General features: G+C 63.5%; 14 protein-coding genes. 10 read left to right on the top strand and 4 right to left on the bottom strand.

From position 1 onward, the window contains the following. Positions 1–3: 3 nt before the first annotated feature. Positions 4–273, top strand: coding sequence for an ACT domain-containing protein (locus EWU68_RS05535; RefSeq protein WP_129315125.1), 270 nt, complete (start codon positions 4–6; stop codon positions 271–273). An 11-nt stretch (positions 274–284) separates the two neighbouring features. Next, positions 285–1,646 carry a PFL family protein gene (locus EWU68_RS05530; RefSeq protein WP_129315124.1) on the top strand — a complete coding sequence of 454 codons (1,362 nt, stop codon included), beginning with the start codon at positions 285–287 and terminating at the stop codon, positions 1,644–1,646. Positions 1,647–1,663: 17 nt separating this feature from the next. Here the strand turns inward: EWU68_RS05530 and EWU68_RS05525 are convergent, their stop codons facing one another. Further along, complete coding sequence (locus EWU68_RS05525) at positions 1,664–2,812, bottom strand: DNA polymerase III subunit delta' (protein ID WP_129315123.1); 1,149 nt, start codon at positions 2,810–2,812, stop codon at positions 1,664–1,666. After that, a complete protein-coding gene (gene tmk, locus EWU68_RS05520; protein ID WP_238692339.1) occupies positions 2,809–3,492 on the bottom strand; it encodes a dTMP kinase in 684 nt (227 codons plus the stop codon). Before tmk ends, EWU68_RS05525 begins: the two co-directional genes overlap by 4 nt. A gap of 80 nt (positions 3,493–3,572) precedes the next feature. On the opposite strand from tmk, the gene EWU68_RS05515 reads away from it, so the two are divergent. The 3 genes from EWU68_RS05515 to EWU68_RS05505 all read left to right on the top strand — a co-directional run bounded on the left by EWU68_RS05515 (position 3,573) and on the right by EWU68_RS05505 (position 6,056). Continuing rightward, on the top strand, positions 3,573–4,853 hold the full coding sequence (locus EWU68_RS05515) for a trans-sulfuration enzyme family protein (protein ID WP_129315122.1): 1,281 nt from the start codon (positions 3,573–3,575) through the stop codon (positions 4,851–4,853). Positions 4,854–4,862: 9 nt separating this feature from the next. Then, positions 4,863–5,174 (top strand): DUF2516 family protein, encoded by a 312-nt coding sequence (locus EWU68_RS05510; protein WP_238692338.1) that lies wholly within the window; start codon positions 4,863–4,865, stop codon positions 5,172–5,174. A gap of 135 nt (positions 5,175–5,309) precedes the next feature. Continuing rightward, positions 5,310–6,056 carry a phosphoglyceromutase gene (locus tag EWU68_RS05505; RefSeq protein WP_420852874.1) on the top strand — a complete coding sequence of 249 codons (747 nt, stop codon included), beginning with the start codon at positions 5,310–5,312 and terminating at the stop codon, positions 6,054–6,056. 127 nt (positions 6,057–6,183) lie between these two features. Here the strand turns inward: EWU68_RS05505 and phoU are convergent, their stop codons facing one another. Beyond that, positions 6,184–6,849 (bottom strand): phosphate signaling complex protein PhoU, encoded by a 666-nt coding sequence (gene phoU, locus EWU68_RS05500; RefSeq protein ID WP_129315120.1) that lies wholly within the window; start codon positions 6,847–6,849, stop codon positions 6,184–6,186. Positions 6,850–7,006: 157 nt separating this feature from the next. On the opposite strand from phoU, the gene EWU68_RS05495 reads away from it, so the two are divergent. After that, entirely contained in the window at positions 7,007–8,287 is a 1,281-nt protein-coding gene (locus tag EWU68_RS05495; RefSeq protein WP_129315119.1) for a sensor histidine kinase, read from the top strand. Continuing rightward, the gene (locus EWU68_RS05490; RefSeq protein WP_129315118.1) at positions 8,284–8,964 is read left to right on the top strand and encodes a response regulator transcription factor; all 681 of its coding nucleotides are present in this window, start codon (positions 8,284–8,286) and stop codon (positions 8,962–8,964) included. Before EWU68_RS05495 ends, EWU68_RS05490 begins: the two co-directional genes overlap by 4 nt. A gap of 143 nt (positions 8,965–9,107) precedes the next feature. On the opposite strand, the gene EWU68_RS05485 is transcribed toward EWU68_RS05490, so the two are convergent. Further along, on the bottom strand, positions 9,108–9,620 hold the full coding sequence (locus EWU68_RS05485) for a hypothetical protein (RefSeq protein ID WP_129315117.1): 513 nt from the start codon (positions 9,618–9,620) through the stop codon (positions 9,108–9,110). A gap of 302 nt (positions 9,621–9,922) precedes the next feature. Between EWU68_RS05485 and EWU68_RS05480 the strand changes: the two genes are divergently transcribed. The 3 genes from EWU68_RS05480 to rlmB all read left to right on the top strand — a co-directional run bounded on the left by EWU68_RS05480 (position 9,923) and on the right by rlmB (position 13,077). Then, positions 9,923–10,405 carry a CarD family transcriptional regulator gene (locus EWU68_RS05480; RefSeq protein ID WP_129315116.1) on the top strand — a complete coding sequence of 161 codons (483 nt, stop codon included), beginning with the start codon at positions 9,923–9,925 and terminating at the stop codon, positions 10,403–10,405. A 235-nt stretch (positions 10,406–10,640) separates the two neighbouring features. Continuing rightward, positions 10,641–12,059, top strand: a complete 1,419-nt coding sequence (gene cysS / locus EWU68_RS05475; protein WP_129315115.1) for a cysteine--tRNA ligase — start codon at positions 10,641–10,643, stop codon at positions 12,057–12,059. Between the two features lie 28 nt (positions 12,060–12,087). After that, positions 12,088–13,077 carry a 23S rRNA (guanosine(2251)-2'-O)-methyltransferase RlmB gene (gene rlmB / locus EWU68_RS05470; RefSeq protein ID WP_129315114.1) on the top strand — a complete coding sequence of 330 codons (990 nt, stop codon included), beginning with the start codon at positions 12,088–12,090 and terminating at the stop codon, positions 13,075–13,077. Positions 13,078–13,549 lie beyond the last annotated feature (472 nt).

Raw genomic sequence — 13,549 nt, 5'->3', positions numbered from 1 at the left:
ACCATGAAAGTCATCCTCACCGTGACGGGCCTGGACCACGAAGGCATCATCGCCGCCGTCTCCACCGGTCTGGCCGATCTTCACGTCAACATCCTCAATGTCTCCCAAACCCTCATGGAGGGCTACTTCACCATGATCATGCAGGGTGAATTCGACGAGTCGAAGCAGACCATCGAAGACATCCAGGCGGCGATGGAACCCATCGGTCAGGCGGCGCAGGTCGAGATCCGGATCCAGTCCGAGGCCATCTTCGAAGCCATGCACACCCTCTAGGACGTCCCGCCATGATCGATACCAACGCCAATATCCTCGAAACCATCCAGATGATCGAGGAAGACAAACTCGACATCCGCACGGTGACCATGGGCATCTCGCTGCTCGACTGCATCGATGCAGACGGGGCCAGGGCGCGGGCCAAGATATACGACAAAATCACCCAGCGCGCGAAGAACCTGGTCGGGGTCGCCGAAGGGATCGAGGCCGAACTCGGGATCCCGATCATCAACAAGCGCATCGCGGTCACCCCGATCTCGATCGTGGCCGGCGCATCGGGCGATTCCGACTACCTCGAATACGCCCGCACACTCGACCGGGCCGCGCGCGCGGTCGGCGTCGATTTCATCGGCGGATTCTCGGCGCTGGTCGACAAGGGGCAGACCGAAGCCGATCGCATTCTCATGTCCTCGATTCCTCGGGCGCTCGCGGAAACCGACGTGGTCTGCTCTTCGGTGGACATCGGCTCGTCACGCGCCGGCATCAACATGGATGCCGTGCGGGACATGGGAGAGGTGATCCGCGAGACGGCGGATCTGACGGGTGAAGCCCACGGTTTCGGTTGCTCCAAGCTCGTCGTTTTCGCCAATGCCGTCTCGGACAATCCCTTCATGGCGGGGGCTTTCCACGGCGTTCAGGAGACGGACTGCGTGGTCAGCGTCGGTGTCTCAGGTCCCGGCGTCGTCAAGCGTGCCCTGGAAAAGGCTCCCGGGGCGCCCTTGAATGTCAGCGCCGAGGTCATCAAGAAGGCCGCTTTCAAGATCACGCGCGTGGGGCAACTCGTCGGGAACCTCGCGGCAGAGAGGCTCGGGGTCTCCTTCGGGATCGTGGATCTTTCCCTCGCGCCCACGGCCGAGGTCGGCGACTCCGTGGCGCGGGTTCTCGAGGAGCTCGGCCTCGAGGTGGTGGGAACCCACGGGACCACGGCGGCGTTGGCCCTGCTCAACGACGCCATGAAAAAGGGAGGCCTCATGGCATGCTCTCGCGTCGGTGGGTTGTCCGGGTCCTTCATCCCGATATCGGAAGACATCGGCATGATCGAGGCCGCGGCTTCGGGGGCCATCACCCTGGACAAGCTCGAGGCGATGACAGCCATCTGCTCCGTGGGGCTCGACATGGTCGCCGTTCCTGGAGACACCCCGGCGTCCACGCTCTCGGCCATGATCGCCGACGAAGCGGCCATCGGCGTCATGAACCACAAGACGACCGCCGTGCGTGTGATCCCCGCGGTCGGTCTCGGGGTGGGCGACGTCGTCGAGTTCGGCGGGATCTTGGGACGGGCGCCCGTCATGCCCGCGCACGAAGGGTCCTCGGAGATCTTCGTCCGCAGGGCGGGTCACATCCCGTCCCCGGTCCACGGTTTCCGGAACTGACCCGCGCCCCTCGGCGGTCAGTGGCGGAGTATCAGACTGGCGGCCATGGCCTCGAATGCCAGGCGCGGGCTGACATTGGTCGAGATCCTTCTGCGCGTGAGATTGATCGTGTCGATCTGCTCCAGGGTCCGTTCCGCGCTGGAATTGAGCGCGTAGTCGGACAGCTCCCGTTCCAAATGGTGATTGACCAGACGTGAGCCCGTTTTCAGCTGGAGTGTCAGCACGTCCCTGTAGAAGGTCGAGAGGTCGATGAGGAAGCGGTCGAGGGTGTCGACCTGAATCCGTTTGGCACGCCGCTTCTGGTCCTCCTCGAGGCGACGTACGGCGGCCTTGATGGTCGGCGGCACCCGGCCGGACTCGGGCGCGCCGAGAGTCACGAGCAGGTCTGCTTTTTCCTGGTCGTTGCGTTCCTCGGCATCGGCGGTTGCCTCGGCCTCCGCCGTGGAGATGAGGCGATCCGCGGCGGCCACGGCCGAGCTGATCCCACCCAGGCCCAGGGGGAGCCGCACCACGTCCTCGCGGCGGGCTTTCGCCTCGGGGTACAGCGCGAGCCGACGAGCAATTCCGATGTGTCCCTGTGCCAGGCGTGCAGCCTGCTCCGCGGTCTCCGGATCGACTCCGTCCCTGCGCCCAAGAAGCTCCGCGACTTCCTCGGCCGTGGGGACTTTCAGAGTGATGGCGCGACACCGTGACCGAATGGTCACCAGGACGTCGACCGGGCTCGGCGCGCAGAGCAACCAGATCGTGTGCGGAGGAGGTTCTTCGATCGCTTTCAGCAAGACGTTGGACGTGCGTTCGGGCATGCGATCGGCGTCCTCGACGATCATGACCCGCCACCGGCCCACGGCGGGGCGGTCCTGGGCCTTGACCACGAGGTCGCGCGCCTCTTCGATCTTGATCTGGACATTCTCGGTCGCGAAATTGGTGACGTCCGCGTGCGCTCCGGACATGGCCGTACGGCACGATTTGCACTCCCCGCACCCCCTCTCCGCCGGGTCCGGTTTCTCGCAGAGCAGCGCCGCAGCCAGGGCGCGTGCGGCCGTTGACCGCCCTGATCCTGGAGGTCCCGTGAACAACCAGGCGTGCGGAGGCAATTCCGACGCCGCCGCCTTGCGGAGCTGGACGACGGCCTGTTCCTGGCCGACCAACTGGTCCCAGACGCTCATGGTGTCTCACCCGCCATCAGGGTCGGCAGGACGCTGTCCCACACCCTGTCCGCGACCTCGTCGACGGAACCGGAACCATCGATCACTGTTTTCTTCGATCCAGGGCTCCTAGCCAGACCCTGGAACGATTCCCGCACGCGGGCATGGAACGAGTCGGGCTCCGTCTCGAGTCGATCCAGTGCGCCTCGAGAGGCCACGCGGTTGCGTGCATGTGCACCGTCGACGGACAGGAAGACCGTCAGATCCGGGACGAGATTCTCCGTGGCCCACAGGGAAAGGTTCGTGACGGCGTCCTCGCCCAGCCCCCGTCCGCCGCCCTGGTAGGCGGCCGAAGAGTCGATGTATCGGTCGCACACGACCACGGCTCCGCGTTCGAGGGCCGGTGCGATGAGCTGATGCGCGTGGGCGGCGCGGGAAGCGGCATACAACAATGCTTCGGTGCGGGCGTCGATCACTCCGTTGCCCGTCTCGAGCACGAGGGAACGGATCTTCTCTCCGATATCCGTTCCTCCGGGCTCTCGGGTCAGGACGACCTCGCGGTCCAGCCGTTGGCGGATCCGGTCCTCGAGAATCCGCGCCTGAGTCGACTTCCCGGTACCGTCCCCGCCTTCGAACACGATGAAGGTTCCGGGGCGCCGGGAAGTCACTTCGGGCGGTGAATAGTGGAGCTCTGAAGTCACCCTCGTAGCCTATCGAAATCAGGGGCGGTCCATGGGCGCGCACCCCGGTTTGCCGTGGGCGGACGGGTAATCTGTGGACTATGCAGCAGAATTCCTCGGATATCCACGGACGCAAGGGGCACGAGCCCGACGAGATCGTCGCGGAAGAAGCGCGCGCCGAACATCAGGGCACGGACGCCGATTCGCCGTGGTCGCGCGAGACCTTGGTCGTCTCGGCGGGGCGACCGGAGAGGGAACATGACGCCCCGGTGAATTCGCCGATCGTTCTCTCTTCGACGTTCCACGGCGCTGGCCCCATTCTGCCGGAGGACCGCGCCTACGGTCGGTTTACGAACCCGACGTGGGAGGACCTGGAACAGGTTCTCTCGTCCCTCGAGGGGTCCGAGTTGCCGGCTCTGCTCTTCGGTTCGGGCATGGGCGCCGTCGCCGGCGTCGTGGGCCAGGTCCCCGTGGGGTCGGTCATCGTCATGCCGGAGCACACCTACTTGGGGTCGATGTCCTTGGTTCGTCAGATGGAACGGCGTGGTGTCTGCACACTGGTCGAGGTGGCCATCGAAGACACGGATCGCGTGATCGAGGTTCTGACCGAGCAGGCGCGTTCCCTCCCCGAACCGGCCCCTGGTGCCGAGGCGCCGTACGTTCTGTTCTGGCTCGAAAGCCCGACCAACCCCATGCTGGAGGTCGCGGACCTTCCGACCCTCCTGGCGGCCGCCCGTGGCCTGGGAATTCGAACGGCCGTCGACAACACCTTCGCGACCCCGCTGGTGCAGCGTCCCCTGGAATGGGGTGCGGACTTCGTGGTTCACTCGGCAACCAAGTATCTGGCCGGACATTCCGACGTCGTCATGGGGGCCGTTGTGACTCGTGACCCCGCGCTCAGGGAAGCGACTCTGGCCCAGCGCTCGCTGGGAGGAGCGATCGCCGGACCCGTCGAGGCGTGGTTGGCGTTGCGCGGACTGCGAACCCTGTCCTTGCGTATCCGGCAGTCGTCGGCATCCGCGCAGGTTCTCGCGGAACGACTGCGCGATCATCCGGCCGTCGCCGAAGTCAGGTACCCCGGCTTGCCGGAGGACCGCGGACACGATCGGGCCAAGGCACAGATGAGCAATTTCGGCTCGGTGCTGTCGGCGACCCTGAATGCCGACGCCGAGACGACACAGCGGGTCGTCGAGGCCTTGCGGCTCTGGACGCCGGCGACCTCGTTGGGCGGCGTGGAATCGCTGGTCGAGCGACGTCGCCGACACTCGAACGAGGCCCCGAGCGTCAGCGAGGCGCTTCTGCGACTGTCGGTGGGCATTGAGGACGTCGAGGATCTCTGGTCGGATCTGAGTCAGGCTTTGGACCACGTCGAGAAGCGATAGGGTGAACGCATGGAGATCTTGACCATCACGATGGCCCTGGAACGAATCATCGATCTTGCGCTCGGGCTGATCCTCTTCCTGCTCGCGCTGTGGGCCTTCGTCTCAGCGCTCGGGGCGAGCGACCACGCCTACCAGTACTCCTTCAAACGCACGAAGAAGTTCTGGGTACTCGTCACGGGAGCCTGCCTGCTTGCCGCGGTGATATCCATGCTCGGCGCCCTGCGCGGCGGTTCTTCGAGCCTGTTCCTGCAATTGATCGCCGCGTCGGCGGTGGGGGTGTTCCTGGCCGATGTCCGTCCGGCGGTCCGCACCAGGAAATAGCTCCTTCCGCGGCGCCTTCACCGGCCTGCGCGATGACGAACGCACAACGGACAGTGCCCCGGGTTCGCCCGGGGCGCTTTTATTTCCTGTGGATTTCCTCCCGATGAGGTCCCGGAAAGTGGAACAATGGGGGACATGGCTGAAACGTACAAACTTGTTCTGCTGCGTCACGGGCAGAGCGAATGGAACAAAGAAAATCTGTTCACCGGTTGGGTCGATGTGCCCCTGTCCGACCAAGGGCGGGAGGAGGCCGTCCGTGGTGGTGCACTGCTCAAGGAGCGCGGCATCCTTCCGGACGTCGTGCACACGTCCTTGTTGCGTCGTGCCATGAACACAGCGAACCTCGCGTTGGACGAGGCCGACAGGCTGTGGATCCCGGTCAAGCGGAACTGGCGTCTCAACGAGCGTCACTACGGCGACCTTCAGGGCAAGGACAAGGCCGAGGTTCGGGACAAGTACGGCGAGGAACAGTTCATGCAGTGGCGTCGTTCCTACGATGTTCCGCCGCCGTCCCTGGACGATGACTCCGAATTCTCCCAGGCCCATGATCCGCGGTATGCGGACGTCGAAGATGCTCCCCGGACGGAGTGCCTCAAGGATGTTCTCGAGCGGATGCTTCCTTACTGGCACGAGGGGGTCAAGCCGGATCTTGCAACGGGCAAGACGGTTTTGGTCGCCGCACACGGAAATTCCCTGCGGGCCCTGGTCAAGCACCTGGACGGTATCGCGGATGAGGACATCTCCGGCCTGAACATCCCGACCGGAATTCCGCTCTATTACGAGCTGGATGAGAATTACAAGCCGGTCAAGCCCGGTGAGTACCTGGACCCGGACGCGGCTGCGGACGCGATCCAGGCCGTTGCGAACCAGGGCAAGAAGTAGCCCGTATCCCACGACGCACACCAGCCGCCCGATCAATCCCATGGTCGGGCGGCTGGTGTGCGTCGTGGCGCGTTCTGCGTTGAACGGGACCTGGCCCGGCCCACGCGGTCCGGGCACATGGTCTGGGTTACGAGTGGCTCGCCGTCGGGGCGGAGTCCCATTCGCCGGTCACGAGGTACGTGACCTTTCGGGCCACGGAGACGCCGTGGTCGCCGAAACGCTCCATGTAACGGGAAACGAGCGTCATATCGATGGTCGTCTGGGCATCGGACCCCCAGTCCGCTTCGGCGATGTGAGCGAAAACGGACTCGTGGAGCACGTTGATTCGACCCTTGGCCGCATAGATCTCGTCCGCGTAGGCCAGTTCCCGCGTCTCGAGCAGGTGGATGACGTTGTTGATGATCGCTTTGTCGTGATCGATGATTTCTTGGAAGGTCGGTACGAGGTCCTCGGGAACTGAAGTCTCCGGGTACCGCAACCGGGTGACCTGAGCGAGGTGACGTGCGAGGTCGCCTGCGCGCTCGAGGGAAGCACTCATGCGGAGCGCGCCCACGATCATGCGCAGGTCGGATGCGACGGGACCTTGCAGCGCCAGGAGGTCGATCGAACGCTCGTCGAGCTGGTTCTGGAGGAAGTCGATGCGGGCGTCGTCGGAAATGACCTGCTCGGCCTCCTGAATGTCCGCGTTCAGCAAGGACTCCGACGCGCGGTCGAAGGCCGTTTCAACGAGATTCGCGATCTCGACGAGGTCGTCGCCCACCTGCTGGAGCTCGGCCTGAAAAACTTTGCGCACGATGAAACGGTCCTTTCCTGACAACGCGTATCTACCTGTCGAGTCTGGCCATCTCGCGTAAACGCAGTGCCGGCCTTGGGTGAACCTTAGTTGAATCCATCGATGTGAACCATGCTCCGAACGGTGTCGGCGGCCCGTATGTGCCTAAGCTGTAAGGGTGAGTTCTGTGGCTATGGCCTTCATGTGGGGTCTGATCGGTTTGGCGCTCGGCGTGGTGAGTCACTTCGCCCTGCGCAGGAGCGATCGTCAGCGCGCCGAATGGGCCGTTGTGGACGAGCCCACCATCAACGACGGCGCGGCCCAGGTGCTGGCCGTCGTCGGGCAGGCGTACGTTCTGGTCGACGCCGTCGACGGGGTCGTGCGGGCATCCCAGGGTTCATATGCCTACGGACTCGTCAGAGGCCACAGCGTGGCGCAGTCGGAACTGTTGGACCTGATCAGACAGGTTCGTCGGGACGGCGTCATCGTCGAGAAGACCGTGGAAATATCCCGCGGGCCGATGGGGCGCGGCGTTCTCGTGCTCAATGTGCGCATTGCCCCCGTGGCCGACGAATACATCCTCATGCTGGCCGACGACCGGACCGAGATCACGCGGGCTCAGGCCATTCGTACGGATTTCGTCGCCAATGTTTCTCACGAACTGAAGACTCCGGTGGGGGCGGTCCGCCTGCTGGCCGAAGCGATCGAAGGCTCGTCGGAGGATCCGGAAGCGGTGCGGCACTTCACCCGGCGGCTCCACAAGGAGTCGGCTCGTCTGACCGCCCTCGTGCACGACATCATCGAACTCTCGAGGCTGCAGGGAACCGACATCGTCCAGAAGGGGACGATCATCGACCTCAACCAGCTGGTGCATGAGGCAGCGGACCGCAACAAGCTGGCCGCTGAGAACAAGAACATATCGATCCGTGTCGGCGGCGCGGCCACACGTCCGGTCCACGGGGACCCGGAATTGCTGATGACTGCGCTGCGCAACCTGATCGACAACGCGATCCGGTATTCGCCGGAGAACACCAGGATCGGCGTCGGAATCAAATCCAAGAAGGGCACAGCGCTGGTCTCGGTCAAGGACCAGGGGCCCGGGATTCCGAATGACGAGCAGGACCGGATCTTTGAGCGGTTCTATCGCGTCGACGCCGCGCGTTCCCGCCAGACCGGTGGGACCGGGCTTGGGCTGTCCATCGTGAAGCACGTGATGGCACAGCACGGTGGCGAGATTTCCTTGTGGTCGACGCCGGGGCAAGGATCCACTTTCACGGTGAGCCTTCCCGAATTGGACGAAGCCACCGAAAAAGACCTTCGGGACAGCGAATCGGAACCGGCGCCGATTCGGGACCAGGAACCCGTCTCCATCACGGCGGTGGACGACGCCCCCGCGGGGTCCGCGGAGAAGAGCAGACCGGCTGGATCCGGTCGTGACGAGGAGGATACTCAAGCATGACTCGACTCTTGGTAATCGAGGACGAGGAGGCTCTCAGCGAGCCGCTGGCGTTCTTGTTGGGACGTGAAGGGTTCGAGGTCACGGTGATCGACAACGGTCTGGATGCGGTTGCGGAGTTCGATCGAGCCGGCGCGGACCTCGTTCTGCTGGACCTGATGCTTCCGGGGCAGTCAGGAACAGAGGTCTGCAAACAGTTGCGGCAACGATCCAATGTCCCGATCATCATGCTGACCGCGAAGGACACGGAGATCGACAAGGTACTCGGCCTGGAGCTCGGCGCGGACGACTATGTGACGAAACCGTATTCGTCCCGAGAACTCGTGGCCCGCGTGCGTGCCGTGCTGAGACGGCAGACGGAGACCGAGGAGCTCGTGACGTCGACCGTTGAAGGCGGCCCGGTCCGGATGGACATAGAGCGCCACGTGGTGAGCGTCAACGGATCGCAGAAGTCCATGCCGCTCAAGGAGTTCGAACTGCTCGAAATGTTGCTGAGGAATGCGGGGCGCGTGCTGACCCGAGGGCAGCTGATCGACCGCGTGTGGGGAAGCGACTATGTGGGGGACACCAAAACACTGGACGTCCATATCAAACGACTCCGGTCCAAGATCGAGCCGGACCCCTCGCACCCGAGGTACTTGGTGACGGTCCGCGGGCTCGGCTACAAATTCGAGCCCTAGGCCGGACCCTTGGCCGAAATGCACGAAGGCTCCCTGCCGATGATTCGGCAGGGAGCCTTCGCGCATGTGTCTCAGTCGCCTGGCTCGCATCCGCGGAAGTGAGCCCGGTTCTCGGGGCCGCAGGAGTCGGAACTCGAGAAAGCCTAGCTGGGCGAGGAACCGTTCGAGGGCTGAGTGTCCGCCAGGTTGGGCATGTACTGCTGGTATTCGTCCAGGGTTCCGTCGAGCACGGGAACATTGGACGTGGTGCTCTGGGGCCCGACGGAGAGCTTGGTGTCTTCCAGGGTTTCGCCCGGGACCTTGCCCACGGGCTTGAGGAGAGTCTCCTGCTTCTCGAGCTGGACCTTGCCGTCGGCCGGAACCTTGACGGAGGCCGTGGCGTCACCGGTGTCGATGGTGACGTTCATTTCCTTGTCCGAGGAATTGATGATCGTACCCAGCAACCGCCCGGCGGAGTTCTTGTCCTTGGCGATCACCATCAGGTTGCGGAATTCGGCATCGGCCACGTTCGCGTGGACGCCGTCCGAAGCCGCGTAGTGGATCGTGGTGGGCTGTTCGTGAATGTAGCCGCAACCGGCGGTGGCGGACAGAACCGCGACTGCGATGGCTGCGGTTGCTCCAGCGCGCTTGACGTTCTGGCGACCGAAAGACTTCACGTCTCACTCCTTGTGTGGTGATGCGAGGATCGAGCGGCGCCCTTGTCTGAAGCGTCGCGGACTCATTCCCTGGTCAGTTTAGCGTGTTTTGTGGACGCTTCGTCTGCAACGGCTCCCGTGGCGATCGTCCCGATCTCCGGCAGGCCGGTGCACGGGTCCCGTATCCCCGAATTCTCGCTCCGAGCGATCCACAACGGGTGGCGAATACCTCATGTTTTCCTGCGCTTCATTGTAGGAAACTCATCGGCCCCTGGTGTAAATGGGCCGTGGTAAACTGGGTAGGCTGAAAGGGGTTCATCCATATGCTTTTTGAGGTTGGCGAAACCGTCGTTTACCCTCACCACGGCGCTGCGACGATCGAAGAGATCAAGACTCGCATGGTCAAGGGCGAAGAAAAAATGTATCTCAAGCTCCAGGTCGCCCAGGGGGATCTGACGATTGAGGTTCCGGCGGACAACGTCGACATGGTGGGCGTGAGGGACGTCGTTGATGAGAACGGCCTCCAGGAGGTCATCAACGTACTCCAGGCCGAGGATGTCGAAGAGGCCAGCAACTGGTCCCGCAGGTTCAAAGCGAACTCGGAGAAGTTGGCTTCGGGGGACGTCCTCAAGGTCGCCGAGGTCGTCCGCGATCTCTGGCGGCGCGAACAGGTCAAAGGTCTTTCCGCGGGGGAGAAGCGCATGCTGTCCAAGGCACGGCAGATTCTCTCGTCCGAGGTGGCACTCGCGAGAGACATTGACGAGGAAGCCGCGGAGACGGAGCTCGACAAGATCCTGGAGCACTGAATTCGTCCACCGGGCGCCCGGCTCGCCGGGACCGCCTGGGCCGCGGCGTCATTGAAGACGACGATCGCGCGTTCCTCCGTCCGGGAGGGACGCGCTTTTGTTGTTTGAGGTGTCCTTCGTGCGCGGGGCCGCCGACCGGGCTGTCGAACTGTCCGAGGGAACAGGACCGTGCGCCACGGAATGTGGGGCCCGGCGGTTGGACGTCGTCGCTGGACATCGCCGCTAGAATTGCCCCGTGAGCTTGCGTTTTTACAGTACAGATACTGCCACTGTCCGAGATTTCGAACCGGTGAATCCCGGGGAAGCCCGCCTCTATTACTGCGGAGCGACCGTCCAGGGGATGCCGCACATCGGGCACATCAGGTCTGCTCTCGTTTTCGACCAGCTCAGCAACTGGTTGCGCTATCGCGGCTACAAGGTCACCACCGTCCGCAACGTGACCGATATCGATGACAAGATCTTGGCCAATTCTGCGGCCAGTTTCGAGCAGGGGTACTGCGGAAATTACCCCGAGGAGGAATGGTGGGCCCTGGCCTATCGGTTCGAACGCATTTTCTCCTCGGCCTATGACACTTTGGGCATCAACGCCCCGACGTATGAGCCTCGGGCGACTGGCCATATCACCGAGATGTTCGGACTCATCCAGCGGTTGATCGACAGGGGGCACGCCTACCCGGCCCTGGACGATTCCGGAGACGTCTATTTCGACGTGAGGTCTTGGGGCCCGTACGGGTCACTGACCCGGCAGAACATTGACGACATGCAGGCTGCGCCCGACGCCGATCCCCGAGGCAAACGGGACCCGCGTGACTTCGCGTTGTGGAAGGGGCACAAAGAGGGAGAGCCGCAGACGGCGTCGTGGGATTCCCCGTGGGGACGGGGTCGTCCGGGGTGGCACCTGGAGTGCTCGGCCATGGCGGGGAAATACCTGGGTGAGCGTTTCGACATCCATGGTGGGGGGCTTGATCTGCGGTTCCCGCACCACGAGAACGAACTCGCCCAATCCACCGCGGCCGGCTTCGGCTTTGCGAATTACTGGTTGCACAACGGTCTTGTGACCTACGAGGGCGACAAGATGTCCAAGTCCATCGGCAATACCGTTTCGCCGGAGGAGATGCTCGAGACCGCACGTCCCCTTGTTGTGAGGTACTACCTTGGTCAGGCTCACTACAGGTCCGTGCTCGATTACCGTCCGACGTCCCTCGACGAAGCGCGGGTCGCGGTGGAACGCGTCGAGTCCTTCCTGGCGAACTCCGGGGGAGGCGCCCCGGGCGGGGAGGTGCCGGAGGCCTTCGGCCAGGCCATGGACGACGACCTCAACATCCCGCAGGCCCTCGCGGTCCTGCACGATCGCGTGAAGGCGGGAAATTCGGCGCTGTCGGCGGGGAAGACCGACGACGTCGAGCTCGAAGCACATGCGGTCAGGGCAATGACGGACGTCTTGGGGCTGACATCTTTGATGGATCTCGGGCCCCGAAATGGATCCGGCGCGGAGCGATCCGCGCTCGATTCCCTGATCAGAACCCTCCTGGCCCAACGGGCCGATGCGCGCGCCGCGAAGGACTGGGCGCGCGCCGACCAAATCCGTGACGAACTCACCGCAGCCGGAATCACTGTGAAAGATTCCGGCGACGGCTCGACTTGGTCGGTCTGAGACCGGACCGAGTACAGAAAGGCAAACCATGGCTGACAACAATCGCCCCGGAGCCATCCGGAAGAAGAAGCGTGCCCCGCTCAAGGGGACGGGCGGCCACGGCCGTAGGTCCCTGGAGGGCAAGGGCCCCACCCCGAAGGCCGAGGACCGGCCGTACCACAAGGCCTACAAGACCAAGAAGGCCGCCGCCCGGAATCAGCAGCGTGGCGCGCAGTCGCGCCAGCAGCGACTGGGCGGAAAGCGGACCAGCGAAGAGCTCGTGACGGGCCGCAACGCTGTACTGGAAGCTTTGCGTACGGACATTCCTGCGAAGCACATCTATGTGATGGCCAATATCGAACAGGACGATCGGGTCAAGGAAATTCTTGCGACCGTGGCGCATCGGGACATCCCTGCCCTGGAGATCACGAGGAGCGAGATCGACCGTCTGACGGAAGGCGCAGTCCACCAGGGGCTTGCCCTGCAGATTCCGCCGTACAAATATCCCGACGCCGGCGACCTGACCTCGACGATCTTGGAGAAGTGGCACGCCGGGGAGATGGCCCAGCCGCCGCTCTTCGTCGCGCTGGACGGAATCACAGATCCCAGGAACCTTGGCGCGATCATCAGGAGCGTGTCCGCGTTCTCGGGTCATGCGGTGATTGTGCCTGAGCGTCGGGCCGCCGGCGTGACTGCTTCCGCGTGGAAGACAAGCGCGGGTGCGGTCTCACGTGTTCCGGTGGCCAAGGCAACCAACCTCAACCGGACGATCGGCCAGCTCAAGGACCAGGGAGTCTTCGTGGTCGGGCTCGACGGCGACGGCGACGTGGAGTTGCCCGACCTCGAGTTGGCGACGGAACCCTTGTGCGTGGTCGTGGGATCCGAGGGCAAGGGGCTTTCACGTCTCACGGCGGAGAAGTGCGACCAGGTCGTCTCCATCCCCATCGATTCCGCGATGGAATCCCTCAATGCTTCCCTCGCTGCAGGCATCGCGCTCTACGAGGTTTCGCGCCTTCGCCGAAGCGTCGGCGGGGACTGACCTGTGCCCTGCCGGGCCGCTCCAGCAGGAGTGACGCAGCCCACGGCTTCCCGAGTTGCGGGGTCCCGTGGGCGTCTGTAAAGTAATGCGAGTTGCCACGGCGACCTGGTCACGACCGGGGAGTGGCGACAAACCTCCACCAAGATCTCAGGATCAACGAGTTGCGTCGTCAGGAACGACCAGCTAAGCTGGTGGATTGTCGCTCTGAAGAGCAATCAGCTCGAAGAGGTGGCAGGAAGAGTGAACAAGGCGGAAACGTCAAGTTGACTCGCCGGAGGACAGTCGGTAAACTTGTTCAGGCAACCGCGGGAGCGGACATCATATCAGGTGAAAGTTCCTAGTACAGGTTTGTTGTTTGAGAACTCAATAGTGTGCTTTGTTTGAATGTTGTACCAAGTTTTTTGAATTCTTGTTGGTTTCAACATTGCCTGGCAGGCGTGGTGCTGTCACCTCCGTGATGGTGGCCTGTTGG

This window comes from Rothia koreensis, assembly GCF_004136575.1.
GTDB lineage: Bacteria > Actinomycetota > Actinomycetes > Actinomycetales > Micrococcaceae > Rothia > Rothia koreensis.
This window is presented reverse-complemented; position numbering and strand designations above follow the sequence as displayed.